A 24,198-nucleotide genomic window follows, 5' to 3' on the forward strand; every position below is an offset into this window, starting at 1 on the left:
GGGCGGGCCTACCGCTCGGGCGACGCGGTCTGCTTCGAGACGCAAGCCTTCCCCGACGCGCCGAACCACCCCGGCTTCCCGTCCGCCGTGCTGCGTCCGGGTGAGCGTTTCGCCTCGACGACGACCTACCGGTTCTCGGTCGTCTGATCGCGGTCCTGGCGGGTCGCCCGGCGCGCGGCCACCGAATCGGCGAGCAGGCACAGGATCTCGAAGGCGAGCTGGCCGCCGGTGAGCGCGGTGAGGCCGGACGGGTCCAGCGGCGGGGCCACCTCGACGAGGTCGGCGCCGACGAGGTCGAGCCCGCGCAGGCTGCGCAGCAGGGCCAGGGCCTCGCGGGTGGTCAGGCCGCCGATCTCCGGCGTGCCGGTGCCCGGCGCGTAGGCCGGGTCGAGGCTGTCGATGTCGAAGCTGAGATAGGTCGGGCCGGCGCCCACGACGGCGCGGGCCTCGGCCGCCACCTCCGGCATTCCGCGGGCGGCCGCCTCCTCCATCGTGACGACGCGGATGCCCTGGGCGCAGGCCCAGTCGCGCTCGTCCGCCGCGTCCATGCTGCCGCGGATGCCGACCTGCACGCAGCGCCGCGGATCGAGCACGCCGTCCTCCACCGCCCGGCGGAACGGGGTGCCGTGGGTGAGCCGGGTGCCGCCGTACTGGTGGTCGTCGGTGTCGCTGTGGGCGTCGATGTGCACGAGCCCGAGCGGGCGCCCGCGCCCCAGCGCCCGGAGGATCGGATAGGTGACGAGGTGGTCGCCGCCGACGGAGAGCGGCACGATGCCGGCGCCGGCCAGCCCGAGCATGAACGCCTCGATCCGCCGGCAGGTCTCGGCGGCATCGACCGGGTTCACCGGCACGTCGCCGAGGTCGGCGCAGGCCGCCAGAGCATAGGGCGCGATCCCGCTGGCATGGTTGATCGCCCGCGTGCCGGTCGAGGCCTCGCGCACGCCCCGCGGCCCGAGGCGCGCGCCCGGCCGGTTCGTGGTCGCCCCGTCGAACGGGATGCCGACGAGGCCGATCTCGACGCCCTCGGCCGCGCCCGGATCGCGGCAGGGCAGCCGCATGAAGCTCGCCACGCCGGCAAAGCGCGGCGTCTCCATGCCGGACGCCGGACGGAACCTTGCGATACGGGCCGCGTCGGTCTCGTTCACCCTGTGCGCCACGCCGGTCCCCTCCCTGGATCGATCCGCGATCATCCGGGGCCCGCAGGGCGGGATCAAGCCGGCGCGGGTAAGCCGGTGCATCAAGGTGCGTTGACGACGCGGCGTCCCGTGGCTATAGAGCCGGCTCTGCCGAGGGCCCGTGCGGTTGCGCGCGTCGTCGACTTCGCCATTCGCCACACCCAGCGCAGACCGATCCGAGGCTCCCCGAGCTCGAAGGTCCCCGCCCTTTGATACGAGGATGCCCATGGCCAACACCGTGTCGGCCAAGAAAATGACCCGCAAGATCGCCAAGCGCACGGCGATCAACCGCTCGCGCCGCTCCCGGATGCGTACCTTCGTCCGCAAGGTCGAGGAGGCGATCGCTTCGGGCGTGCAGTCCGACGCCCTCACCGCGCTCCGCGCCGCCGAGCCGGAGATCATGCGGGCCGCCCAGAGCGGCATCGTTCACAAGAACAACGCCTCGCGCAAGGTCTCGCGCCTCGCCGCCCGCGTGAAGGCCCTGGCCGTCGCCGCCTAAGCGCGACCGCCGTCGGCGCCGCCGACGAACCATCGAACCCGTTACGAAAAAGCCCGGCCTTCGCGCCGGGCTTTTTCGTGTTCGCGTCGCACCCGCGATGTGGTTCTCGTTCGAGTCGTCCGCTCCCTTGCCTGTCGGCCACAGGGCTCGCCGATCCGCCGCGGGTTCCTCCTCCCATGGGGAGAAGGACAGGATGAGGTGCGTGACCCCTTAGGCTCAGGCGCGCAGCTCGTCCCAGCCCACGCCCCTGGCTCAGATCCGTTGCAGACGGCACCACGCGGTCATTCCGGGGCGCCGCAGGCGAGCCCGGAATCCAGAACCGCCGACGCCGCCAAATACAGCGCGACCTGCGGTTCTGGATCCCGGGCTCCGCTGCGCGGCCCCGGGATGACGGAGGTGCTGCCAGCGGGTTTCCGAAGAGCAAATCGCCTTCTGCGATGGTCCCGCCCGTAGAAGCGGGAAGAGGCGGAGACGGCGCCGACATGTCCGGCGACGGTGTCTGATCGGCGCCCGCGATTGCCCGCCAAAACCCCCGAACGCCCCGCCGATGTTCGCGCCATGTCCGCGCCCGCCCGGTGACGAAGCGTTAACCCATTTCCAAAAATCGATTTCGTTGCGGAGTCTTCGGGGCAGGTGTAGCTTAACAAAACCTCACCGCGCCTGAGCAAAGGCACAGCATCTCCCACATCACCCCGAATCGTTCGGCGAATCAAAGCGGTATCCGTCTTCGGCTCGACTCCGCTCGACTCGCTGCAGCGCCGATCAAGGCTTTCCCCGCAAGTCCCACTGTTAAAACTACCGTAGGTAATTGTTGATAGGCTCTCCCAATCGACCAGCAGCGTCGTCGGACGGGTTGACTCCCGCCGATTTTTGCGCCCCGCCCGTGTTCACGGGGTGTTCCAGTGTGCGTGCGTACGCGGCGTCGGCGGGTCTCCCGTCCTCGGTGCGAGGAGAGTGTCAGTGATGCATGTCGACGAGAGCGTGTCGGGCGGCGGCGGAAGCGGCGGAGCAAACGGGGTCGCGGAGGCTGCGGCGGCCTGGGGTCGCGTGAAGCGCCGCCTGCGGGCCGAGCTCGGCGAGGACGTGTTCGCGAGCTGGTTCGCGCGTCTGGAGCTGGATTGCGTCGTGGGCGGCACCGCCCGCCTCACCGTGCCGACCCGGTTCCTCAAAAGCTGGATCGAATCGCACTACCTCGATCGGGTGCTGAACACCTTCAAGGCCGAGGTCGAAGAGGTCGGCCGCATCGAGGTCGGCGTGCGCGGCACCACCGCCCCGGTCCGCCCGGTGGCGCCGGGCGCCCCGAAGCCCGGCCCGACCAGCGGTCCGCTGGCCCGTCTCCACGCCGCCGGCATGCCCGCGCCGATGCCGACGACGCCGGCCCCCGACATGCGCGCCGAGATCGCCGGCGAGCTGAACGGCGCGCCGCTCGACGCCCGCCTGACCTTCGCGAACTTCCTGCTCGGCCGCTCGAATTCCCTGGCGCATGCCGCCGCCGACCGCGTCGCCCGCCACGACGGCGAGGGCGCGCTCTACAACCCGCTGTACTTCCATGCCGGCGTCGGCCTCGGGAAGACCCACCTGCTGCACGGCATCGGCCACGCCGCCCGCGAGGCCGGCCGCCGGGTGATCTACCTCACCGCCGACCGCTTCATGTACGGCTTCGTCAACGCCCTGAAGACGCAGAACGCGCTGGCCTTCAAGGAGCGCCTGCGCGGCATCGACCTGCTGATCCTCGACGACGTGCAGTTCATCCAGGGCAAGTCGATCCAGGCCGAGTTCGGCCACACCATCAACGCGCTGATCGATGCCGGCCGCCAGGTCGTCGTCGCCTCCGACCGGCCGCCGACGGAGCTCGAGGCCCTGGACGAGCGCGTGCGCTCGCGGCTCGCCGGCGGCCTGGTGGTCGAGATCGGGATGCTCGACGAGCAGCTGCGCGCCTCGATCCTCTCCGCCCGGCTCGCCGCGGTGCGGGTGGCGCATCCGAGCTTCGAGGTCTCGCCGGCGGTGGCGACCTACGTGGCGCGCGCGATCACCGCCAACGGCCGCGACCTCGAAGGCGCCGTGAACCGGCTGCTGGCCCACGCCACGCTCACCGGCACCGCCGTGACCATGGAGACCGCCGAGACCGCGATCCGCGACCTCGTGAAGAACCGCGAGCCCAAGCGCATCAAGATCGAGGACATCCAGAAGCTCGTCGCCTCGCGCTACAACGTCTCGCGCTCCGACATCCTCAGCGAGCGCCGCACCGCCGCCGTGGTGAAGCCGCGCCAGATCGCGATGTACCTGTCGAAGGTGCTGACGCTGCGCTCGCTCCCCGAGATCGGCCGCCGCTTCGGAGGCCGCGACCACACCACGGTGCTCCACGCCGTGCGCAAGATCGAGAAGCTGATCGGCGAGGACACGGTGCTCGGCGACGAGGTCGAGCTCCTGAAGCGCATGCTCCAGGATTGATCGCGCCTTCTCCCCCGGCGGGGAGGACGGCACGGGGGCGGGCCGCGCGCCCGCCCATACCCTGTGCGGGGACGAATCGCGCCCTTGCCTTCGCGGCGGCCCTTCGCCAAGCTGAACGGCCAAACTCCGAACCCGCCGGCCGCGGCGGCGTTCGAGCACGGTCCTTCGAGCATTCAGAGTACTGCGATGAGAGTCACTGTCGAGCGTGCGGCCCTCCTACGGTCGCTCGGCCACGTGCACCGCGTCGTGGAGCGGCGCAACACGATCCCGATCCTGTCGAACGTGCTGCTGCGCGCCACCGACGGCGGCCTGCAGCTGCGAGCGACCGACCTCGACATCGAGGTGACCGAGACCGTGCCGGCCGACGTCAGCGATCCCGGCGCCACCACCGTGCCGGCGCACGTCATCTACGACATCGTGCGCAAGCTGCCCGAGGGGGCGCAGGTCTCGCTGGAGACCGGCGGCGAATCCGGCCAGATGACGATCCGCTCCGGCCGCTCGCGCTTCGCGCTCGGCGCGCTGCCCGAGGGCGACTTCCCGGACCTCGCCGCGGGCGAGCTGCCGCACAGCTTCCACATCGCGGCGTCCGACCTCAAGCGGCTGATCGAGAAGACCCAGTTCGCGATCTCCACCGAGGAGACGCGCTACTACCTCAACGGCATCTACCTCCACACCATCGAGTCCGAGGGGCTGAAGCTCCGTGCGGTGGCCACCGACGGCCACCGGCTCGCCCGCGTCGAGATCGACGCGCCGGAGGGCAGCGCCGGCATGCCGGGCATCATCGTGCCGCGGAAGGCGGTCGCCGAGATCCAGAAGCTCGTCGACGACGGCGGCGACAGCGTCGCGATCAACCTCTCGCCGGCCAAGATCCGCCTGCGCTTCGCTTCGGGCGTGACGCTGATCTCGAAGTTGATCGACGGCACCTTCCCCGACTACCAGCGCGTGATCCCGGCCGGGAACGACAAGCGCCTCACGGTGGAGCGCGACGCCTTCGCCCGCGCCGTCGACCGGGTCTCGACGATCTCGTCGGAGCGCGGCCGCGCGGTGAAGCTCGGCCTGCAGGAAGGGCGCCTCTCGCTCTCGGTCAACAACCCGGATTCGGGCAGCGCCACGGAGGAGCTCGACGTCGACTACGAGGCCGCCGGCCTCGATATCGGCTTCAACGCCCGCTACCTCCTCGACATCACCGGCCAGCTCGAAGGCGACACCGCCCTGTTCAAGCTCGCCGACCCGGGCTCGCCGACCCTGATCCAGGACCGCGAGGGCGCCTCCGCGCTCTACGTGCTGATGCCGATGCGGGTGTGAGCCGTCGCCGCGCGGACCCCGAGATGCGGACATGACGGCGGCCCGTTTCATCGCGATTGCCGCCGTCGCTGTTCTCTCTGCGCTTTCGTTATGGGCGAATGGACCGTTCTCCGCGCTCGATCGGCTACCGATGCAATGGAGCCTGTCGGGCGAGGTGAACTGGAGTGCGCCTCGGCCGCTGGCTCTCGCCTTCGTGCCGGTGCTGGCGGCCATCCTGATGGCGATCGATCTTTGGGTTCATCGCCGAAATGCTCGCTTGGCACGCCGCAACACGGCCATTCACGCCGTCGGGTTCCTGATTGCCTATGGCTTCTATCTGGGCCTGCTTTTCCGCTTTGTGCCGACCATCGACGGTCCGGCTCTACCCTGAGAAGTGGGCTTTGGTCAGGATGCGAGAGCCACGTTATAGGGTCTTGCCCAACGTCCCGGCGCTCGAAAATCTGAAACAGATCGTCTGTGATTAGGCCCGAAGCTGACATCGGTCTGGAGCCAGAGCAAGGCGCCCAGCGCCTCACCCGCCTGACCGTCCGCGACTTCCGCAACCACGCCGACCTCGACCTGCCGCTGTCGTCGCGCTTCGTCGCGCTCGTCGGCGAGAACGGGGCGGGCAAGACCAACATCCTGGAGGCGGTCTCGCTGTTCGCCCCCGGGCGCGGGCTCCGGCGGGCCGAGTTCGCCACGATGGCGCGCAAGGACGGCCCCGGCGGGTTCGCCGTCTCGGTGACGCTGGCGCGCGACGGGGCCGAGCATCGCCTCGGCACGGGCTGCGAGCCGCCGGGCTTCGACGGGCGCACCAGCCGGCTCTGCCGGGTCGACGGGGCCGGCGCGCCCTCCCCCGTCGCCTTCTCGGAGTTCGTGCGCGTGGTCTGGCTGACGCCGGACCTCGACGGGCTGTTCCGCGGGCCCGGCGGCGACCGCCGCCGCTTCCTCGACCGCCTCGTCCTCGCCGTCGATTCCGGCCACGGCGCCCGCGTCTCGGCGATGGAGCGGGCGCTGCGCTCGCGCAACCGGCTGTTGGAAGAACGCTCGAACGACGGCCGCTGGCTCGACGCGATCGAGCGCGAGGTCGCCGAGCTCGGCGTCGCCGTGGCGCTGGCCCGGCGCGAGACCACCGAGCGCCTCGACCGGCTGATCCACGAGACCCGCGACGACGCGCAGCCGTTTCCCTGGGCGGCCCTGCGCCTGGAGGGCGACCTCGACGACCTCGTGGCGGTGTGGCCGGCGTTGGAGGCGGAAGACCGCTTCCGCCTTGCGCTCGCCCGCGGCCGCGCGCGCGACCGGGCCGCCGGGCGCACGCTCTCCGGCCCGCAGACCAGCGACCTCGTGGTCCGCCACGGCCCCAAGGACGTGCCCGCCGCGACCGCCTCGACCGGCGAGCAGAAGGCGCTGCTGATCGGCCTCGTGCTGGCCCACGCCCGGCTTGTGCGGGCAATGAGCGGGATCGCGCCGCTGATCCTCCTCGACGAGGTCGCCGCCCACCTCGACCCGCGTCGGCGCGCCGGCCTGTTCGAGGCGCTCGACGCGCTGCCGGGACAGGTGTTCATGACGGGCGCCGATCCGTCGATGTTCGACGGTCTCGGCGAGGCCGCCGAAATCGTGCGGATCGGGTGATCGCCTCGGGCGACTTCGCCTCAGCCTGCCGCCGAGTGGATATCGGTCTGCGGGAAGTCGTCGCCGATAAAGAGGAGCGGGACGTCATGGACCCGCGCGCAGGCATAGGCGAAGCAGTCACCCATGTTCAGTCGGGCCGGGTGGCCCCGCCCCTTGCCGAAGCGGGCATAGGCGGCAAGTGCGCCGCGCGCTTCCTCGTCGCCGAGAGCGACGATCCGGATGCCCGCGAGATCGAGAAACGCGTAGGTCTCCGTCTCGGCAGCTTCGATCGCGAGCGCGTTTTTTCGGGCGAGCGCGCTCGCGGTCTCGAAGATGGCCAGCGCGGACGTGATCGGATCGCGCGCTGCTTTGATGGCCCGCGCCAGTGACGCGTGTCCGGGCTCGCCGGCGAGGATCGCGACGATCGCCGAGGCGTCGACGAACATCAGGGCTCGCCGTTCAACGCGTCGAAGAACGCCTTGTCGGCCTCCAGCCCGGTTTGCGGATGGGCCGCGATGCGATCCTGGATCAGCTTGATCCCGTCCAGGAACGCGGTCAGCGACGCATCGCGCCGTTGCAACTCGTTGGCGAGCGCCATACGCACGGCTTCCGTCTTGCTGACGCGTGCGGCCGAGGCCAGCGTCTCCGCCAACCGGTTCACTTCTTCGCTTCGGATATTCAGGGGCATCGCCCTCGCCTCCGTGTAGACGCGTGAACGCTAGTGTATACACAACTCTCCGGCAAGCGGCCGCCTCACCTGGGACAGGCATGACCTCACGACTCTACGACGCGCGGCGCGCCCTCAAGACCACCTTCGGCTACGACGACTTCCGCCCCGGCCAGGACGAGGTGATCGAGGCGGTGCTGTCAGGGGCGGACGTGTTCGCGGTGATGCCCACGGGCTCGGGCAAGTCCATGACCTACCAGTTGCCGGCGCTGGTCGAGGATTCGCTCACCGTCGTTGTCTCGCCGCTGATCGCGCTGATGCACGACCAGGTGCAGCAGATGCGCGGCTTCGGGGTCGCGGCCGCGACGCTCAACTCGTCGGTGGCCGAATCCGTCTCGCGCGAGACCTGGCGGATGATCCGCGCGAACGAGCTGCGCCTGCTCTTCGTCTCGCCCGAGCGGCTGCTGATGGACGGCTGCATGGACGCGCTGCGCGGCGCCGGCGTCCGCCGGCTCGCGGTCGACGAGGCGCATTGCGTCTCGCAATGGGGCCACGACTTCCGGCCCGAGTATCGCGCCCTGTCGCGGGCGCGCGAGGCGCTCGGCGACGTCCAGACCGTGGCGCTGACGGCGACCGCCGACAAGGCGACGCGGGCCGAAATCGCCGAGCGGCTGTTTCCGGAAGGGCGCGACCTCAGGACCTTCGTGCACTCCTTCGATCGGCCGAACATCGGCCTGACCTTCGCCGCCAAGGACAACCCGACCCGGCAGATCGAGCGCTTCCTCAAGCACCGCCGCTCCGAGAGCGGGATCATCTACTGCTCGTCGCGCAAGCGCACCGAGCAGCTGGCCGAGAGCCTGAAGAAGGACGGCTTCAACGCGCTGGCCTACCATGCCGGCCTCGACCAGGGCACGCGGATGCGCAACCAGGACACCTTCCTGCAGGAGGACGGCGTCGTGATGACCGCGACGGTGGCCTTCGGGATGGGCATCAACAAGCCGGACGTGCGCTTCGTCTGCCACGCCGACATGCCGGGCAACGTCGAGGGCTACTACCAGGAGATCGGCCGGGCCGGCCGCGACGGGCTGCCCGCCGACACCCTGACCCTCTACGGCCTCGACGACATGGCGCTGCGCCGCCGCCAGATCGACGAGAAGGAGGTGCCGGACGAGCGCCGCCGCGTCGAGCGGCGCAAGCTCGAGGCCATGATCTCGCTGTGCGAGGGCGCGGCCTGCCGCCGGCAGTCGCTGCTCGCCTACTTCGACGAGGCCAGCGGCCATTGCGGCCGGTGCGACCTCTGCCGCGGCGGCGTCACGCTGGTCGACGGCACGGTCTCGGCCCAGAAGATCCTCTCGGCGATCGTGCGCACCGGGCAGCGCTACGGCGCGGCCTACGTCTGCGACGTCGTCCACGGCAAGGCGAGCGAGCCGATCCGCCGCAACGGCCACGAGCAGCTCAAGACCTTCGGCGTCGGCGCCGACAAGCCGGTCGCCGCCTGGCGGGCGATCCTGCGCCAGCTCTTCGCGGCCGGCGCGGTGGCCGAGAACGGCGACGGCTACGGCGGCCTCACCATGACCGACAAGGGCGAGGCGATCCTGTTCGGCCGCGAGCCGGTGGAACTCCGCCCCGACCCGGAGCCGAAATCCGCCGAGCCGCGCGAGCGCCGCCGCGCGGGCGCCGTGCGCGACGCAGGCTCGGACGACCTGAGCCCCGCCGACGAGGCCCTGTTCCAGCACCTCCGGGGCCTGCGCGCCACGATCGCGCGCACGGAGAACATCGCCGCCTTCATGGTGTTTCCCGACCGGACGCTGATCGAGATGGCCAAGGGCAAGCCGGTGGACCTCTACGCGCTGCGCACCGTCCACGGCGTCGGCGAGCGCAAGCGCGAGGCCTACGGCGACCGGTTCGTCGCGGCCATCGCCGAGTTCCTGGCGCATCCCCCGGCCGCGTGAGCGGCGGGAATCGGTCTTTTCGCTCGTCTCGGGGCCGCGCCGTCGTGTAGGGAGCCGGAATCCCTTGCCAGCACCAGCGCCGGAACGCGTCGTCATTCCCCAGTCCAGCGACACGGCCGCGGCCGACCTGCCCACGGTCGAGCGGCCCGCAACCGATCGGCCGGGCACGACCACGCGCCAGGTCTTCTACCTGCCCGGCTTCGACCCGCGCCAACCGGAGACCTACTGGGGCCTCTTCCGCCGCGAGAGCCGGCTGACGGCGGCGCGCCGCGGCGTCGACATCGCGGTCGGCGAACCGTCGCGCAGCGCCGACCGCCTGAGCCTCGACTGGACCGTGCAATCCGGCGCCACCCGCACGCGCTACGGCCTGCTGCGCTGGGACGACATCGTCCGCGCCCGCTTCCCGCGCGCCAACTGGCGGCGCCTGGGCACGGTGCCGGCCCTGCTGTGGCGGCTTCGGCGCTCGGGCTACGAGCGCCGCCTGCGCCGCGAGGCGCGCAGCTTCGCCATGGTGATCTTCGGGGTCCAGTACCTGTTCCTGCTGTTCGTCGCCCTGAGCCTCGCGCTCGGCGCCCTCCTGCCGCCGGCGCTGCCGGCGGGCTGGCGGCCCTGGTCCTGGCTCGCGGTGCCGGTCGCGGCCTACGCGATCCTGGCCGGCATCATGGCGCTCACACGCGGCAAGCCGTTCTACTGCGCCCACCTCGTCGACGACACAGCCTTCACCCACGAGCACGCGGCGGGACGCGAGCCGCGGATGCCCGACCGCCTCGACGCGATGGCCGCGCGCATCGCCGCCGCGGAGGGGACGGCCGACGAGATCGTGGTGGTCGGCCATTCCTCCTCGAGCTTCCTCGGAATCGAGGTGCTCGACCGCATCCTGGCGGCCGACCCGGCCTTCGGCACCCGCGACACCCCGGTCTCGTTCGTGACGCTCGGCAGCGTGATTCCCTGGATCGCCCTCGACCGGCCGGCCGTGGCGTTCCGGGCGGCGCTCGCGCGGTTCGCCGCTGCCGACCACATCCGCTGGCTCGACGTGCGCGCCCCCTGGGACTGGCTGTCGATCCACCTGCGCGATCCGCTCACCGCCTCCGACGTGCCCTCCCCCGACCGGACGCGCCCGGCGACGCGCTACGTCCGCCTCGAAGACCTGATCGAGGACCGCTTGATCCGGGGGCGGCGCTTCAATTTGTTCCAGATGCACTTCCAGTTGTTGATGTCGAGCCTGGACACGGAGGGGTTCGACTACGTCGCCCTCGTCTCGGGCGCGGAACCGGTGCACGCGGCGATCGACCGCCGCCGCAGGGCGAAGCCCGGAAGCGCATCCGAGGCCGACGCGGACGCGCCGGCCCGGGCCTGAGCGCTTCGACCCCGGTACGGTCCCGCCCGGATGCGCGATCGAATGTTGCCAGGGCGGGCGCTTACCCTCTAGAGCCGTGGCGACCCCCGAGCCGGCGCCTACCTCACCGATGGGCACCTTCTCATCGGGACCGGATTTTCGTCGAGACCGCCGCATGTTCCGCAACGACGTCCCGATCACGCCCGAGCTCGTCCGCCAGCATGGCCTGACGCCGGACGAGTACCAACGCTTCCGCGGGCTGATCGGGCGCGACCCGACGCTGACCGAGCTCGGCATCGTCTCGGCGATGTGGAACGAGCACTGCTCGTACAAGTCCTCGCGCAAGCACCTGCGCGGTCTGCCGACGACGGGCCCCTGGGTGATCCAGGGCCCGGGCGAGAATGCCGGCGTCATCGACATCGGCGACGGGCTCGCCTGCGTCTTCAAGATGGAGAGCCACAACCACCCGAGCTTCATCGAGCCCTACCAGGGCGCGGCGACCGGCGTCGGCGGCATCCTGCGCGACGTGTTCACGATGGGCGCGCGCCCGATCGCGGCGCTCAACGCCCTGCGCTTCGGCTCGCCCGACCATCCCCGCACCCGGCACCTCGTCTCGGGCGTGGTCGCCGGCATCGGCGGCTACGGCAACTCGTTCGGCGTGCCCACGGTGGGCGGCGCCGTCGGCTTCCACCCGCGCTACGACGGCAACATCCTGGTCAACGCCATGGCGGTGGGCCTCGCGAAGGCCGACGCGATCTTCTACGCGGCGGCCTCCGGCGTCGGGAACCCGATCGTCTACCTCGGCTCCAAGACCGGTCGCGACGGCATCCACGGCGCCACCATGGCGTCGGCCGAGTTCGACGCCGAGACCGAATCGAAGCGTCCGACCGTGCAGGTCGGAGACCCCTTCGCCGAGAAGCTCCTGCTCGAGGCCTGCCTGGAGCTGATGAAGTCCGGCGCGGTCATCGCGATCCAGGACATGGGCGCGGCCGGGCTCACCTGCTCGGCGGTCGAGATGGGCGCCAAGGGGGATCTCGGCGTCGAGCTCGACATCGAGAAGGTGCCGGCCCGCGAGGCGGGCATGACCCCCTACGAGATGATGCTCTCGGAGAGCCAGGAGCGCATGCTCATGGTGCTCAAGCCCGGCATGGAGGCCGAGGCCGAGGCGATCTTCGTGAAGTGGGGCCTCGACTTCGCGGTGATCGGCAAGACCACCGACACCCTGCGCTTCGTGGTGAAGTGGCACGGCGACGTGGTCGCCGACCTGCCGATCAAGGAGCTCGGCGACGAGGCGCCGCTCTACGACCGGCCCCACATCGCCAACACGCACCTGCCCGAGATCCACGCCGCGGACGTGGCCGCGCCCGCTTCGCTGACCGAGGCGCTGAAGCGCCTCGTCGGCTCGCCCGAGCTGTGCTCGAAGCGCTGGGTCTACGAGCAGTACGACCACTTCATCGGCGGCAACACCGTGCAGAAGCCCGGCGGCGACGCGGCGATCGTCCGCGTCGAGGACGGCCCACGCGGGCTGGCCCTCACCGCGGACGTGACGCCGCGCTATTGCGAGGCGGACCCCGTCGAGGGCGGGCGGCAGGCCGTGGCCGAGGCGTGGCGCAACATCACCGCCGTCGGCGGCCGGCCGCTCGCGATCACCGACAACCTCAATTTCGGCAACCCGGAAAAACCCGAGGTGATGGGCCAGCTCGTCGGCTGCATCCAGGGCATCGGCGAGGCCTGCAAGGCGCTCGACTTCCCCGTCGTGTCCGGCAACGTCTCGCTCTACAACGAGACCAACGGCGTCGGCATCCTGCCGACCCCGACCATCGGCGGCGTCGGCGTGCTCGACGACGTGGCGCGCCACGCCACCATCGCCCTGAAGCGCGCGGGCGACGTGCTGGTGCTGGTCGGCGCGGCCGAGGGCTGGCTCGGGCAGTCGATCTACCTGTCGGTGATCGAGGGTCGCGAGGAGGGCGCGCCGCCCCCCGTCGACCTGTCGCTCGAGCGCCGCAACGGCGACTTCGTCCGCGGGCTGATCGTCTCGGGACAGGTCGACACCGTCCACGACCTCTCCGACGGCGGCCTCGCGGTGGCGTTGGCCGAGATGGCAATGGCCGGCTCGTTCGGCGCGACGCTGCCCGAGGCCCCCGAGGGCATGCCGGCCCACGCCTACCTCTTCGGCGAGGACCAGGCCCGCTATCTCGTCGCCGTGCCGGCCGAGGTCGCGACCGACATCCTCTACGCCGCCTCGGCGCAGGGCATCGACGCCTCGGTGGTCGGCGTCGTCGAGGGCGACGGTTTGACCCTGCCGGGCGGGCAGACCATACCCGTCGCCGAGCTTCGTGAGGCGCACGAAGGCTGGCTGCCGGCCTACATGGCGAGCCTGCCGGCCGCTGCCTGAACCCCGACCAAGGAACCGACCGATGCCGATGGACGCGCGCGAGATCGAGCGGATGATCGTCGAGGCCCTGCCCGACGCCAAGGTGGAGATCAAGGATCTCGCCGGCGACGGCGACCACTACGCCGCCACGGTGCTGTCGGCGGCGTTCAAGGGCAAGACCCGCGTCGCCCAGCACCAGATGGTCTACGGCGCGCTCCAGGGGCGGATGGGGGGCGTGCTCCACGCCCTTGCGCTGACGACGGGCGTCCCGCAGGATTAGTCGCCGCAGCGGTGGTGCCGATGGACCAGCCGAGCCTCTACGACGACCACACGGTGACGTGGGCCGACCAGCAGGTCGCCGCGTTGCGGTCCCTCGCGACGCGCCCCGAGCTGTCGAACGTCCTCGATTGGGAGAACGTCGCCGAGGAGATCGAGGGCGTGGGCCGGTCCGAGATCGATCGCGTCGAGAGCGCGATGTCCCAGATGCTGATCGACGTGCTGAAATATGCCTCCGCGCCGGCTGCGCAGTCGACCCGTTCCTGGCGCAAGGAGGTCCTGGTCTTCCAGGCCTCGGCGCAGCGGAACTCTCGTCCCTCCCTGCGCCAGAGGATCGATTGGGAGCGCCTCTCGGCGAACGCCAAAACGATCGCCGACGCCTCGCTCGACGTCTTCGGCGACAGGCTGCTCGGCGGACTGCCGGACCGGATGCCCTTCACCCCCGAGGAGATGTCGTCGGACGGTTTCGACATGGACCGCGCCCTGGAACGTCTCGCCGAGGTGTTGAAAGCGCGCCCCGACCATCATTAGATCACCCTTGCAGATCAAGGACCGAAACCCATGACCGACGTCAACGCAAGCATCGAGAACGAGATCAAGTCCCAGGACGTGGTCGTGTTCATGAAGGGCACGCCCACCATGCCGCAATGCGGCTTCTCGGGGCAGGTCGTGCAGATCCTCAACTACCTCGAAGTGCCGTTCAAGGGCGTGAACGTGCTGGCCGACGCCGGCATCCGCGACGGCATCAAGGCCTTCTCCAACTGGCCGACCATCCCGCAGATCTACGTGAAGGGCGAATTCGTCGGCGGCTGCGACATCACCCGCGAGATGTTCCAGTCGGGCGAGCTGCAGACCTTCCTGGCCGAGAAGGGCATCCCGGTGAAGTCCGCCGCCGCCTGACGGGCCGCGCGACCGGACGACGACGAAGGGCGCCCCGGCGCCCTTTTTCGTGTCCGCTCCCGAGAAACGTTCGCGCATGCCGCGGCTTGAGCCCAGGGAGGGGATCGGGGGCGACATCCGGAGGTGCTGCGGCATGCACGACGTCATCATCGTGGGCGGCGGCCCGGCGGGCCTCAACGCCGCCCTGATCCTCGGGCGCTGCCGCCGCCGGGTCCTGCTCGTCGACCAGGGCACGCCGCGCAACGCCGCCGCCCGGTTGACCTGGGGCGTCTTCACCCGCGACGGCACGCCGCCCGACGAACTCCGGGCCCTCGCCCGCGCCGACCTCGCACGCTACGACACCGTCGAACTTTGCGACGGCGAGGCGATCGGGGCCGAAGCGGTCGCGGACGGGTTCGCGATCACGCTCGCCGACGGGCGCCGCGAATCCGCCCGCCGCCTGATCCTCGCCACCGGGTTGCACCAGGATCTGCCGGCGATCCACGGCTTCGCGCGCTACTGGGGCGCGGGCGTCCATTCCTGCCCCTATTGCGACGGCTACGAGCGGCGCGACAGCCCCATCGCCGCCTACGCCCACGGCCCGGTCGCCAAGGGGTTCGCCCTGGAGCTGACGGCGTGGAGCCGCGACGTGACGCTGTGCACCGACGGCCACCCGACCGAACTCTCCGACGACGACCGCGCCCGCCTTGCGCGCAACGGGGTCCGGCTGGTCGAGGCGCCGATCGCACGCCTCGACGGCGACGCCGAGGGGCCGACGCACCTCGCCTTCGCCGACGGCACCGCCCTGCCCTGCCGCGCGGTGTTCCTGATGCCGACGGGCTGTCTGCCCTCGACGCTCATCACGCAGCTCGGCTGCACCCTGAACGAGGCCGGCGTGGTGCCGACCCGCGAATACGAGAAGACCAACGTGCCCGGGCTCTACGTCGCCGGCGACGCCTCGCGCCGGGTGCAGTTCGCGGTCGTCGCCGCCGCGGAGGGCGCGATGGCGGCGTTCGCGGTCAACACCGAGCTGCTGCGCGAGGACACCCGCTGATCGCGCAGGCGTGCAACGGATGCTTTTCCGGCAGGCAGCGCGGCACGCGCACCGCGCGCGACGACCTGCGACGGCGTTCTACCCAGGTGCGTAGTCTGGAAATCGCTCCCTGCTGCAAGTCGGCGTGCGATCTCGCACCATGGCCGGGCCGCCGCAATGCAATGATGAAAAAAGAGTTTCGATCCTCAAAGGTTCGGAACTTGTTCAGCTTGTCCCCGTTACTCCCGCACGGTCCAGTTCTTCTGGGCCGTCGGTGCCGACGCTCCGCTGTCTCTGCAAGGCCGGTCATGCCCGTCTTCGACGCCAAGAACCTCGGGTCCCAGTTCGAAGGCCAAGCCCTTCTCGCGGCCATCCTGCACCCGACGCGCACCGCACAGACCCGCGCCCTCACGCATGGCCGCCAGCGCGCCGAGCGCGCCGCGATCATGGCCGACCCGATGACGATCGAGCATCGCTTCCCGGTCGGCGCCGGCACCCTCACCCCGACGCCGATCGCCTCGAGCTGACGGTTTTCACCGCGCCCTACCAGGGCTGCGGCGTGACCAGGCCCTGACGCGTCACCACCACCCATTCCCGCCCGCGCCGCTCGACGGCCTCGACCCGGCCGACGCCGGGGATCGAATCTCCGATCGCGACCTCGACGAGGCGGCGGCGGCGGTCCTCCAGCATGGCGGTGCCGTCGTATACGTCGCGCACGGCCCAGGACTCGATGATCGCGGGCTTCGGCTTGGGTTCGGTGATGCTTCCGGTCTGGACCGGCTCCGCCTTGGCGGCCGGTAGAGGAGCGGGCACGGGCGCCGGAGCGGTGGCTGCCGCCACCGTGCGCTTGTCCGCCTGCGCGGTCGTCGCCGCAAGGCGGGCGGCCTGCTCCTTCTCGGCCTGGTCGATGCGCTCGCCCAGGGCCGCGATCTTGGCCACCAGGGCCGTTTCCGTCTTGCCGACCTTCTCCGTCAGCGCGCCGCCGCGGACCTTCGCCTCGCTGCGGGCGGCCTCGGAGACTTCCTTGAGGGCGGCGACCGACTTGTCGAGGCGGTCGGAGGCGATGGCGACGCGCGAGGCCTCCAGCCGGTTGGCTTCGAGGGCCGCGTTGATCTCGGCCAGCACGACGCCCGTGCCCTCGGAACGGGGCGTCGCCAGCATCGCGGTGCCGGCGCCGAGCACCGTGCCGAGCGCGAGGGCGGCCCCGGCCAGACCCATCGCCACCCCGTCGAGGCGGCGGCCAACCTTGGCGGCCGTCGGCACGGTCGGCGCCGCCTTGGGCTTGCCACCGGAGACGGCAGCCTTCAGCAGCGCGTCCGGCGAGGCCTTCATGGCCTCCGCGGGCGAATCGATGTTCGTCGTCATGGCCCTCGCCTCCGCGTCCGGCATCTCTGTCGAAAGCTTTGGTTAAGGACGTTTGTTTACCGAAGGGTTACCGCCCCGCCGGGCCTCGTCGGCCCATTCCGCCTCCGGTCCCGTAGGCCCGCAGGCGTACGATGCGGCCGCTGCCCGACCCGGAGGTCAGGCCGCCAGCCCGCGCTTGCGCAGCAGCGGTCCGGTGCTCGGCAGGCGTCCGCGGAAGGCGGTGTAGGCCTCGCGCGGGTCGCGCAGGTTGCCGGCGCCGTAGACGTAGGTGCGAAGGCGCTTCGCGGTGGCCGGATCGAAGATGTCGCCGGCCTCGCGGAAGGCGTCGAACGCGTCGGCGTCCAGCACCTCGGACCAGAGATAGCTGTAGTAGCCCGCGGCATAGCCGTCGCCCGAGAAGATGTGCGCGAAGTGCGGCGTGCGGTGGCGCATGTTGATCTCGGACGGCATCGCGATGCGCTCCAGGGCGTCGGCCTCGAAGGCGCCCACGTCGAGGCCGTCCTCGCCCCCGGCCGAGAGGTGCAGGGTCATGTCGACGATCGCCGAGGAGGTGTATTCCACGGTGGCGAAGCCCTGGTTGAAGGTGCGGGCCGCGAGCAGCTTCGTCAGCAGCGCCTCCGGCATCGGCTCGCCGGTGCGATGGTGGCGGGCATGGGTCCGCAGCACCTCCGGCTGCTCCAGCCAATGCTCGTAGAGCTGCGAGGGCAGCTCGACGAAGTCGCCCGACACGGCGGTGCCGGCCAGCACCGGATAGGTCACGTCGGACAGGAGCCCGTGCAGGGCGTGGCCGAACTCGTGGAACAGGGTGCGTGCGTCGTCGAAGGACAACAGCGGCGCCTCGCCGGCCGGGGCCTTGGCGAAGTTCATCACGTTGACGATGATCGGCTTGACGTCGCCGGTGAGCCGCTCCTGCGAGCGGAAGGCGCTCATCCAGGCGCCGCTGCGCTTGGTCGGCCGCGCGAAGTAGTCGCCGAGGAAGGTGCCGACCTCCGAGCCGTCGGCGTTTCCGACGCGCCAGGCGCGCACGTCCGGGTGGTAGCGCGGCACGTCCGGGAGTTCGGCGAAGGTCAGGCCGAACAGGCGCGAGGCGGTGTCGAAGGCGGCATGGATCACCGAATCGAGCGGCAGGTACGCCTTGATCTCGCTCTCGTCGAGGTCGTGCTCGGCCCGCCGCAGCTTCTCGGCGTAGTGGCGCCAATCGTGGGCCTGGAGCGCGAAGTTGCCGCCCTCGGCCTGGACGATCGCCTGCAGCCGGTCGCGCTCGGCGCCGGCGCGCTTGAGGGCGGGGGTCCAGACCTCGCGCAGCAGGTCCATCGCCGCATCCGGGGTCGCCGCCATGGTGTCGTCGAGCTTGAAGTGGGCGAAGCTGTCGAAGCCGAGCAGCCGCGCCCGCTCGGCGCGGAGCTGTACGATCTCGCGGATGATGCCGCGGTTGTCGGTGTCGCCGCCGCCCTCGCCGCGGCGGATCCAGGCCTCGTAGGCGCGCTCGCGCAGGTCGCGCCGGGTCGAGGACACCAGGAACGGCTCGATCAGCGAGCGCGACAGGGTGACGACGTGGCTGTGCGCGCCGCCGCGCTCCTTGGCGGCGTCGGCGGCCGAGGCGACCAGGAAGTCGGGCAGGCCGGCGCGGTCCTCGGCGGCGTCCAGCGGCAGCAGGAAGCGGCTCTCGTCGGCGAGCAGGTTCTGGCTGAACTGGGTTCCGAGCTCCGACATCCGCGCGGCGATCTCGGCGACGCGCAGCTTGTCCTCCGGCCCGAGGTCGGCGCCCGCGCGGCGGAAGCGGGTGCGGTAGCGCGACAGCACCCGGCGCTCTTCGTCGCCCAGGCCTTCGGCGTCGGCGTCCACCGCGGAGATGCGCGCCCACAGCTCCGGGTTGAGGTAGATCGCGCTGCCGTGGCGCGAGAGCTTGGGGCCGATCGTCCGCTCGATCGCCTGCAGCTCGGGGTTCGTGTGGCTGCCGGTGAGGTTGTAGAACACCCCGGCGACCCGATCGAGGGCGAGGCCCGCCCGCTCCATCGCCGCGACGGTGTTGGAAAAGCTCGGCGCCGCGGCCTCGCCTGCGATCGCCGCGATCTCGGCGTCGTGCGCCGCCAGCGCCGCCTCGAAGGCCGGCAGGTAGTGCTCGGGCCGGATGCGCTCGAAGGGCGGAAGCTCGGCCGGCGTGCCCCAGGCCGCCTCGGAGAAGGGGTTGCCGGCCGGCAGGTCGGCGAGGCCGGGATTTTGCGCTGTCGTCATCTGAAGGTCTCGATGTCTCGCGCCGCGCGTCGGCTGGGGCCGCCGGAGGGCGGCGGTCGGATACGTGTCCACCTCAGATAGGACCGAACGCACGCTTCAGGAAGCCGACGCCGCGCGCGGTCGCGTCGGCATCCGTCGCCGGGTCGAAGGCGTGGCCCTGGTCCGGGTAGAGGTGGACGCGGCAGGTCCCGCCCGCCTCTTCCATCCGCAGCCGCAGGGTTTCCGGATGGCTCGGGCCGACGAGGGCGTCCCGCGCCCCGTGCAGCGCCAGCGCCGGCGGCAGGGCGAGGGGACCGGTACCGAGCTCCGGCGGCAGGAAGGTCGCGCGCAGCACCAGCGCCGCGTTCGCCCCCGGCGCCCGCGCGGCGAGCGCCAGCGCCAGGGCGCCGCCGAGCGAGCGGCCGACCAGGGCCACCGGGCCGGGGACCTGCGCCCGGACCGTCTCGAGGGCGTCGCGCCACGCACCGAAATGCCGGCTGATCCCCGAAAACCCGACCCGTGCCTCGCCGGTGCGGTCGAGATAGTGCGGCAGCAGCACCGCGAAGCCGGCATCCGCCAAGGCCGCGGCCTCGGCCCGGACCGGCCGGTCCGAGCCTGGCCCTTCGGCGTCGTGGAGCAGAATCACGGTCGCCGTGGCCGGGGCGTCCTTGCCGTGCGGCGCGAACCGCTCGATCGTGACGGGTCGTCCCTCGCACAGGATCGTGTCGCGGGTGACGACCGGATGGGGTGGATGGGTCATGGCGTCAGGTCGGTCTCGACGGTTCGCGGCGCTCGCGCTCGCCGGCACGACCCTGCTTGCCATGACGGCGGGACGGGATGCGAGGGCCCAGGATGCCAAGGCCTTGGACGTCAAGGCATTGGGCATCAAGGCGCAAACGCAGGCGCCCGAGGCGACCGTCCCCGTGCCGCCGCCGCTGCCGCCCGAGCGGCCCGCGGAGCTTAAGGCCGCGACCGCGCCGGGCGCGACCGTGAGCGACCCGCCGCGCCCGCCGGAGCGCCCGGCCGAGCTGACGCCGGCGACGCCCCCGGCTTCGGCGCCGGAGCCGAAACCCGCCGAGCCGCCCGCCCAGGCGGAGGTCAAACCCGGCGACAAGGTCGCCGACAAGCCCCCTGAGATGCCGGTCCCGCCGCCGCTTCCCCCGGAGCGGCCGGCCGAGTCGTCGGGCGAGGCGGCGCTCGCCCTCAAGGTCGCGGCGCCCGACGACGCCGCCTGCCGTGTGCGGCTGAAGCGCCTCGGCGCCGCGTTCGAGCCGCTGCCGGCGATCGTCAACGGGCAATGCGGCACGCCGCTGCCGCTGAAGCTGACGGGTCTGGCCGACGTGGCGCTGCCGCAGCCGGCGACCCTGACCTGCGCCGCCGCCGAGGCGCTGGCGCGCTGGACGACCGAGGTCCAGGTCGCGGCCGAGCGCGAGCTGAAGCAGCCGCTGGCGGGGATCGCGATCGGCACCTCCTACGAGTGCCGCGGGCAGAACCACGACGTCGAGGCCAAGCTCAGCGAGCATGCCTTCGCCAACGGCGTCGACGTGATGAGCTTCACCTTCGCCGGCCGTCCGGCGATCGCCGTCGGGGCGATGGCCGACGGGTCGGCCGAGGGCCGCTTCCTCGATGCGGCGCGGTCGCGGGCCTGCGGGTTCTTCCGCACGGTGCTCGGCCCCGGCTCCAACGCGGCGCACGCCAACCACTTCCATCTCGACGAGCGCGAGCGGGCGGCCGGGCGCCGGCTGTGCCAGTGAGCTGTGCCAGCGGGGCCGTTCGCGAAAACCTGATGCCGCCGTGCCGTTTGGCGCGGAACGCCCACCCGTCGCCGACGCTTGATCGCCGTGGAGCGAACCGGCTCCGGGAGCCTCGACCATGACGTGCGGATTGACGACGCGGACCAGCCTCGCGGTCATCGCCCTGGCCTGCCTTGCCGTCCCCGGCGTCGCGGCGGCCCAGGGTTCGGGCAAGGGGTCGGGCAAGGACGAGCCTGCGCCGCCGAGCGCGCAGGCGATCCGGGACGCGACCTTCGCCGAGCCCCTCAAAGACGGCAAGAAGGGTGCAAGCCAGGACGAGACCAAGAAATCCGCCGCGTCGAAGGCGGACGACCAGCCCGATCCGCTGACGATCAAGGTGCAGGTTCTGCTCGACCGGGCGCGGTTCTTCCCCGGTGCGATCGACGGGCGTGACGGCGAGAACCTGCAAGGCGCGCTCTCGGCCTACGCGGTGGCGCAGGGCCTGCCCGCGACGAAGACGCTGACCAAGGACGTCTTCGACAAGCTCGCCGGCGCCGGCGGCGACCCGGTGGTGACCGACTACACCATCACCGAGGCGGACGCGGCCGGCCCCTACGTCGAGAAGATCCCGCCCAAGATGGAGGCGCAGGCCGACCTCGAGTCGATGGGCTACACCAACCCGCGTGAAATGCTGGCCGAGCGCTTCCACATGAGCCGCGACCTCCTGAGCCAGCTCAACCCGGACAAGCCGCTGGACAAGGCCGGTACGGTGGTCCTGGTCGCCGGCGTCCAGCCGATGAGCCTCGACAAGCCCAAGGCCAAGGACCTGCCGCGGGAGCCGAAGGTCGACCGCGTCGAGGTCGACAAGAGCAGCCGCGACGTGCGCGCCTTCGACAAGGCGGGCAAGCTCCTGGCCTATTACCCCGCCTCGATCGGCAGCGAGGAGAAGCCTGCGCCGAGCGGCGAGACCAAGGTGAAGGGCGTCGCCTTCGACCCATCCTACACCTACGATCCGAAGTATCGCTTCAAGGGCGTGAAGACCCACAAGAAGTTCTCGATCCGCCCCGGCCCGAACAACCCCGTCGGCCTGGTCTGGATCGACCTCGCGATCCCCTCCTACGGCATCCACGGCACGCCGGAGCCCGAGAAGGTCGGCAAGACCGAGTCGCACGGCTGCATCCGCCTGACCAACTGGAACGCCCGCGACCTCGCCGCCCACGTCTCGCGCGGGGCGAAGGTGTCGTTCAAGGAGGATTAGCGGTCAGGCGGCCGAGAGGTGATCGAGCTCCGCACCGGTCGAACGGTGCTCGGACGCATCGAGGATCTCGACCGCCACGATCCGTCCGGCCGCATCGAGATCGATGATGAGGCCGGGACGGACTTCCTCGCTCTCGACCACCGGAGCATCCGCGAAGCGGACGTAGAGCGCATCGGTCTCAGCGTCATACCGCGACTTCACGTGGGAGCCTCCGGCTGCGATCGAGGAAATCGGTGGTGATGCGCACCCCGCCCTCCGTGGGGACGTATACCACGCGGAGTATCCGTCCGTCGCGCTCCGGGACCGAGCGATAGGCGCGGATGCGTTCGGGGTGTTTCGGGTCCGGTTCGGCGACCTCCGGCTCCGTCACGGTGCGTTCGATCCACATGCGTTCCAGGGCACGATCCGCCAAGTTGTCGAGGGCGTGCGTTGCGTCAGTGATCCGCACGCGCCCTCCCCCCGCCGCGACGCAGGCAAGCGCCGTCAACGACGGCGCCGTCGAGACGTTATTGCTTTGATATCATAAAAATTCCTACGGACGCGAACCCTTGCGTGTCCGAGCGCGCTACCGCCGCAACACGCCCGCGACCGCGACCATCGCCGCATCGCACAGGAAGGCCAAGGCCGCGGTGGCGGCGGCGCCCTGCAGCATCGGCACGGTGTTCTGGTTCTGCAGGCCGGCGACGATCGGCGTGCCGAGCGTCGCGGCGCCCGCCAGCGCGCCGACCGCGGCCACCGCCACCGCGAGGACGAGGGCCGTGCGCAGGGTCTCGACGATCGCGGGCACGGCCAGCGGCAGCTCGATCCGCGTCAGGGTCTGGCGGGCGGTGAGGCCGAGCGCGGTGGCGGCCTCGCGCGCCTCGGCCGGCACCGCCTCCAGGGCGCCGACCGTGCCGCGAAGCGTCGGCATGATCCCGTAGAACACCAGCGCCAGAAGGGTCGGCGGGCCGCCGAAGCCGAGCACCGGCAGGGCCAGCGCCACCACGACCACCGGCGGCACCGCCTGGGCGGCGGCCGCGAGGGTGTCGACGCCGCCGCGGAGCGAGCCCGCACCGGGCCGGGTCGCGAGGATGCCGAGGCCGATGCCGGCGGTCGCGACCAAGGCGAGACCGGTCGCCGCGAGGATCAGGTGCTGGAGCGCCAGCGCCGCGAGGTAGCCGGGCGTCAGAGCCCGCCGCGGCGCCTCGCCGAGGCCTGCGACGATCGCCGAGGCGACGGCCGGGTGACTGAGGGCTGCAAGCACCAGGCCTGCGACGAGCGCCCCGAGGGCCGGGCGCAGGGCGCGACGGACGCTCATGCCGTCCTCCGCACGCGGTCCTCGACGCGGCTCAACGCCCGCTCGACGGCCAGAGACAGCACGACGATCGGGATCGCCCCGAGCAGGATCAGGTCCGGGGCGAACTGCGCCATGCCGTCGAAGACGATGCCGCCGAGGCCGCCCGCCCCGACGAGCGCCCCGAGCGTCGCGAGCCCGATCGCCTGGACGCAGGCGACGCGGAGCGCCCCGATCAGGATGCCGGCACCGATCGGCAGCCGCACCTCGAAGAGGATCTTGCGCGGGGTGAGGCCCAGGGCCTCGGCCGCGTCGAGGGTGGCCGGGTCGGGCGCCGCGAGCGCCAGGGCGAGGCCGCGCCACAGGGGGAGCAGCAGGTAGGCGGCGATGCCGACGAGCGCCGGAGCCGGCCCGAGGGCGCTGAAGCCGGCTTCGCGCAGGGACGGGACCGCCCGCAGCAGGCCCGAGGCCAGCGCGACCAGGGCGCCGAGCAGCGCCACCGCCGGCACCACCTGGATGCCGCCGACCAGGATCGCGACGAGGCCCTGTCCGCGCCGCCACAGCGACAGCAGTACGGCGCCGCAGACCGCCATCAGCACCGCGCCGCCGGAAAGCAGCAAGTGCCGCACCAGGGCCCCGCCGACGGCAGGGCCGCGCGCCGCGAACTCGACGGCGAGCGACAGGCTCCCCAGCGCCCCGGCCGCGTAGCCGACGCCGACGAAGGCGAGGACGGCCACCGCCAGCCCCGCGCCCAGCCCGGGGACGGCCATGCGCCCGGACAGGTGGGCGAGCCCGCCCGCGAGAAGCGCCAGCCCCGC

Annotated in this window: 25 protein-coding genes and 1 pseudogene; 16 read left to right on the forward strand and 10 right to left on the reverse strand. The window is 71.6% G+C overall.

Going from position 1 to position 24,198, the window contains the following annotated elements:
* Positions 1 to 147: pseudogene (locus tag FV226_RS21485) on the forward strand (galactose-1-epimerase); the annotation flags it as partial.
* On the opposite strand, the gene speB reads toward FV226_RS21485, so the two are convergent.
* Positions 126 to 1,094 (reverse strand): agmatinase, encoded by a 969-nt coding sequence (speB, locus tag FV226_RS21490; protein ID WP_246691678.1) that lies wholly within the window; start codon positions 1,092 to 1,094, stop codon positions 126 to 128. The pseudogene FV226_RS21485 and the gene speB overlap by 22 nt on opposite strands.
* A gap of 307 nt (positions 1,095 to 1,401) precedes the next feature.
* Between speB and rpsT the strand changes: the two genes are divergently transcribed.
* The 5 genes from rpsT (at position 1,402) to recF (ending at position 7,041) form a co-directional block, all read left to right on the forward strand.
* A complete protein-coding gene (gene rpsT / locus FV226_RS21495; RefSeq protein ID WP_147750762.1) occupies positions 1,402 to 1,674 on the forward strand; it encodes a 30S ribosomal protein S20 in 273 nt (90 codons plus the stop codon).
* A gap of 963 nt (positions 1,675 to 2,637) precedes the next feature.
* A complete protein-coding gene (dnaA, locus tag FV226_RS21500; RefSeq protein ID WP_147750761.1) occupies positions 2,638 to 4,125 on the forward strand; it encodes a chromosomal replication initiator protein DnaA in 1,488 nt (495 codons plus the stop codon).
* Between the two features lie 186 nt (positions 4,126 to 4,311).
* A complete protein-coding gene (dnaN, locus tag FV226_RS21505; protein ID WP_147764481.1) occupies positions 4,312 to 5,430 on the forward strand; it encodes a DNA polymerase III subunit beta in 1,119 nt (372 codons plus the stop codon).
* A gap of 31 nt (positions 5,431 to 5,461) precedes the next feature.
* Positions 5,462 to 5,800 carry a hypothetical protein gene (locus FV226_RS21510; protein WP_147764482.1) on the forward strand — a complete coding sequence of 113 codons (339 nt, stop codon included), beginning with the start codon at positions 5,462 to 5,464 and terminating at the stop codon, positions 5,798 to 5,800.
* Positions 5,801 to 5,889: 89 nt separating this feature from the next.
* Positions 5,890 to 7,041: a DNA replication/repair protein RecF gene (gene recF, locus FV226_RS21515; protein WP_246691679.1), complete on the forward strand. Its 1,152-nt coding sequence runs from the start codon at positions 5,890 to 5,892 to the stop codon at positions 7,039 to 7,041.
* 20 nt (positions 7,042 to 7,061) lie between these two features.
* Here the strand turns inward: recF and FV226_RS21520 are convergent, their stop codons facing one another.
* Both FV226_RS21520 and FV226_RS21525 read right to left on the reverse strand, forming a co-directional pair.
* Entirely contained in the window at positions 7,062 to 7,466 is a 405-nt protein-coding gene (locus FV226_RS21520; protein WP_147764483.1) for a type II toxin-antitoxin system VapC family toxin, read from the reverse strand.
* A complete protein-coding gene (locus FV226_RS21525; RefSeq protein ID WP_147750755.1) occupies positions 7,466 to 7,708 on the reverse strand; it encodes a type II toxin-antitoxin system VapB family antitoxin in 243 nt (80 codons plus the stop codon). The genes FV226_RS21520 and FV226_RS21525 overlap by 1 nt, the downstream gene beginning before the upstream one ends.
* Before the next feature lie 80 nt (positions 7,709 to 7,788).
* On the opposite strand from FV226_RS21525, the gene recQ reads away from it, so the two are divergent.
* The 8 genes from recQ to FV226_RS21565 all read left to right on the forward strand — a co-directional run bounded on the left by recQ (position 7,789) and on the right by FV226_RS21565 (position 16,064).
* Positions 7,789 to 9,639, forward strand: coding sequence for a DNA helicase RecQ (gene recQ, locus FV226_RS21530; RefSeq protein WP_147764484.1), 1,851 nt, complete (start codon positions 7,789 to 7,791; stop codon positions 9,637 to 9,639).
* Positions 9,640 to 9,766: 127 nt separating this feature from the next.
* Positions 9,767 to 10,996, forward strand: coding sequence for a hydrolase (locus tag FV226_RS21535; protein WP_147764495.1), 1,230 nt, complete (start codon positions 9,767 to 9,769; stop codon positions 10,994 to 10,996).
* Between the two features lie 154 nt (positions 10,997 to 11,150).
* Positions 11,151 to 13,370 (forward strand): phosphoribosylformylglycinamidine synthase subunit PurL, encoded by a 2,220-nt coding sequence (purL, locus tag FV226_RS21540; RefSeq protein ID WP_147764485.1) that lies wholly within the window; start codon positions 11,151 to 11,153, stop codon positions 13,368 to 13,370.
* 22 nt (positions 13,371 to 13,392) lie between these two features.
* Positions 13,393 to 13,629, forward strand: a complete 237-nt coding sequence (locus FV226_RS21545) for a BolA family transcriptional regulator (RefSeq protein ID WP_147727612.1) — start codon at positions 13,393 to 13,395, stop codon at positions 13,627 to 13,629.
* A gap of 20 nt (positions 13,630 to 13,649) precedes the next feature.
* Positions 13,650 to 14,156, forward strand: coding sequence for a DUF29 family protein (locus tag FV226_RS21550; protein ID WP_147764486.1), 507 nt, complete (start codon positions 13,650 to 13,652; stop codon positions 14,154 to 14,156).
* A 30-nt stretch (positions 14,157 to 14,186) separates the two neighbouring features.
* Positions 14,187 to 14,525 (forward strand): Grx4 family monothiol glutaredoxin, encoded by a 339-nt coding sequence (gene grxD / locus FV226_RS21555; RefSeq protein ID WP_147750751.1) that lies wholly within the window; start codon positions 14,187 to 14,189, stop codon positions 14,523 to 14,525.
* Positions 14,526 to 14,658: 133 nt separating this feature from the next.
* On the forward strand, positions 14,659 to 15,558 hold the full coding sequence (locus FV226_RS21560; protein ID WP_147764487.1) for an NAD(P)/FAD-dependent oxidoreductase: 900 nt from the start codon (positions 14,659 to 14,661) through the stop codon (positions 15,556 to 15,558).
* A gap of 287 nt (positions 15,559 to 15,845) precedes the next feature.
* Positions 15,846 to 16,064, forward strand: a complete 219-nt coding sequence (locus tag FV226_RS21565) for a hypothetical protein (protein WP_147750749.1) — start codon at positions 15,846 to 15,848, stop codon at positions 16,062 to 16,064.
* A 16-nt stretch (positions 16,065 to 16,080) separates the two neighbouring features.
* Here FV226_RS21565 and FV226_RS21570 read toward each other — a convergent pair whose 3' ends face one another.
* The 3 genes from FV226_RS21570 to FV226_RS21580 form a co-directional block, all read right to left on the reverse strand.
* On the reverse strand, positions 16,081 to 16,902 hold the full coding sequence (locus tag FV226_RS21570; RefSeq protein WP_147764488.1) for a hypothetical protein: 822 nt from the start codon (positions 16,900 to 16,902) through the stop codon (positions 16,081 to 16,083).
* Positions 16,903 to 17,058: 156 nt separating this feature from the next.
* Entirely contained in the window at positions 17,059 to 19,137 is a 2,079-nt protein-coding gene (locus FV226_RS21575) for a M3 family metallopeptidase (protein ID WP_147764489.1), read from the reverse strand.
* Positions 19,138 to 19,210: 73 nt separating this feature from the next.
* Positions 19,211 to 19,876 carry a dienelactone hydrolase family protein gene (locus FV226_RS21580; protein WP_187278811.1) on the reverse strand — a complete coding sequence of 222 codons (666 nt, stop codon included), beginning with the start codon at positions 19,874 to 19,876 and terminating at the stop codon, positions 19,211 to 19,213.
* Between FV226_RS21580 and FV226_RS21585 the strand changes: the two genes are divergently transcribed.
* Together FV226_RS21585 and FV226_RS21590 are read left to right on the forward strand one after the other, a co-directional pair.
* Entirely contained in the window at positions 19,875 to 20,870 is a 996-nt protein-coding gene (locus FV226_RS21585; RefSeq protein ID WP_246691677.1) for an extensin family protein, read from the forward strand. The two genes, FV226_RS21580 and FV226_RS21585, sit on opposite strands and share 2 nt — an antisense overlap.
* A gap of 118 nt (positions 20,871 to 20,988) precedes the next feature.
* Positions 20,989 to 22,107: a L,D-transpeptidase gene (locus FV226_RS21590; RefSeq protein WP_147764492.1), complete on the forward strand. Its 1,119-nt coding sequence runs from the start codon at positions 20,989 to 20,991 to the stop codon at positions 22,105 to 22,107.
* A gap of 3 nt (positions 22,108 to 22,110) precedes the next feature.
* On the opposite strand, the gene FV226_RS21595 is transcribed toward FV226_RS21590, so the two are convergent.
* The 4 genes from FV226_RS21595 to FV226_RS21610 all read right to left on the reverse strand — a co-directional run.
* The gene (locus tag FV226_RS21595; RefSeq protein ID WP_147750744.1) at positions 22,111 to 22,308 is read right to left on the reverse strand and encodes a DUF2283 domain-containing protein; all 198 of its coding nucleotides are present in this window, start codon (positions 22,306 to 22,308) and stop codon (positions 22,111 to 22,113) included.
* Positions 22,292 to 22,555, reverse strand: coding sequence for a DUF4258 domain-containing protein (locus FV226_RS21600; RefSeq protein WP_147750743.1), 264 nt, complete (start codon positions 22,553 to 22,555; stop codon positions 22,292 to 22,294). The genes FV226_RS21595 and FV226_RS21600 overlap by 17 nt, the downstream gene beginning before the upstream one ends.
* 117 nt (positions 22,556 to 22,672) lie before the next feature.
* The gene (locus tag FV226_RS21605; protein WP_147764493.1) at positions 22,673 to 23,404 is read right to left on the reverse strand and encodes an ABC transporter permease subunit; all 732 of its coding nucleotides are present in this window, start codon (positions 23,402 to 23,404) and stop codon (positions 22,673 to 22,675) included.
* The coding region (locus FV226_RS21610; RefSeq protein WP_187278812.1) for an ABC transporter permease subunit at positions 23,401 to 24,198 on the reverse strand (798 nt) is incomplete at its 5' end. The genes FV226_RS21610 and FV226_RS21605, both read right to left, overlap by 4 nt.

This window comes from Methylobacterium sp. WL12 (genome assembly GCF_008039475.1).
GTDB lineage: Bacteria > Pseudomonadota > Alphaproteobacteria > Rhizobiales > Beijerinckiaceae > Methylobacterium > Methylobacterium cerastii.

Bases quoted from the DNA above. Each gene is read 5' to 3' on its own strand.
- FV226_RS21570 (WP_147764488.1), bottom strand. From the start codon at position 16,902: ATGACGACGAACATCGATTCGCCCGCGGAGGCCATGAAGGCCTCGCCG.
- speB (WP_246691678.1), bottom strand. From the start codon at position 1,094: ATGGAGACGCCGCGCTTTGCCGGCGTGGCGAGCTTCATGCGGCTGCCC.
- rpsT (WP_147750762.1), top strand. From the start codon at position 1,402: ATGGCCAACACCGTGTCGGCCAAGAAAATGACCCGCAAGATCGCCAAG.
- FV226_RS21510 (WP_147764482.1), top strand. From the start codon at position 5,462: ATGACGGCGGCCCGTTTCATCGCGATTGCCGCCGTCGCTGTTCTCTCT.
- FV226_RS21590 (WP_147764492.1), top strand. From the start codon at position 20,989: ATGACGTGCGGATTGACGACGCGGACCAGCCTCGCGGTCATCGCCCTG.
- FV226_RS21545 (WP_147727612.1), top strand. From the start codon at position 13,393: ATGCCGATGGACGCGCGCGAGATCGAGCGGATGATCGTCGAGGCCCTG.
- dnaA (WP_147750761.1), top strand. From the start codon at position 2,638: ATGCATGTCGACGAGAGCGTGTCGGGCGGCGGCGGAAGCGGCGGAGCA.
- FV226_RS21550 (WP_147764486.1), top strand. From the start codon at position 13,650: ATGGACCAGCCGAGCCTCTACGACGACCACACGGTGACGTGGGCCGAC.
- FV226_RS21520 (WP_147764483.1), bottom strand. From the start codon at position 7,466: ATGTTCGTCGACGCCTCGGCGATCGTCGCGATCCTCGCCGGCGAGCCC.
- FV226_RS21585 (WP_246691677.1), top strand. From the start codon at position 19,875: ATGGCGTCAGGTCGGTCTCGACGGTTCGCGGCGCTCGCGCTCGCCGGC.
- FV226_RS21605 (WP_147764493.1), bottom strand. From the start codon at position 23,404: ATGAGCGTCCGTCGCGCCCTGCGCCCGGCCCTCGGGGCGCTCGTCGCA.
- grxD (WP_147750751.1), top strand. From the start codon at position 14,187: ATGACCGACGTCAACGCAAGCATCGAGAACGAGATCAAGTCCCAGGAC.
- FV226_RS21575 (WP_147764489.1), bottom strand. From the start codon at position 19,137: ATGACGACAGCGCAAAATCCCGGCCTCGCCGACCTGCCGGCCGGCAAC.
- dnaN (WP_147764481.1), top strand. From the start codon at position 4,312: ATGAGAGTCACTGTCGAGCGTGCGGCCCTCCTACGGTCGCTCGGCCAC.
- FV226_RS21565 (WP_147750749.1), top strand. From the start codon at position 15,846: ATGCCCGTCTTCGACGCCAAGAACCTCGGGTCCCAGTTCGAAGGCCAA.
- FV226_RS21580 (WP_187278811.1), bottom strand. From the start codon at position 19,876: ATGACCCATCCACCCCATCCGGTCGTCACCCGCGACACGATCCTGTGC.
- recQ (WP_147764484.1), top strand. From the start codon at position 7,789: ATGACCTCACGACTCTACGACGCGCGGCGCGCCCTCAAGACCACCTTC.
- FV226_RS21525 (WP_147750755.1), bottom strand. From the start codon at position 7,708: ATGCCCCTGAATATCCGAAGCGAAGAAGTGAACCGGTTGGCGGAGACG.
- FV226_RS21560 (WP_147764487.1), top strand. From the start codon at position 14,659: ATGCACGACGTCATCATCGTGGGCGGCGGCCCGGCGGGCCTCAACGCC.
- purL (WP_147764485.1), top strand. From the start codon at position 11,151: ATGTTCCGCAACGACGTCCCGATCACGCCCGAGCTCGTCCGCCAGCAT.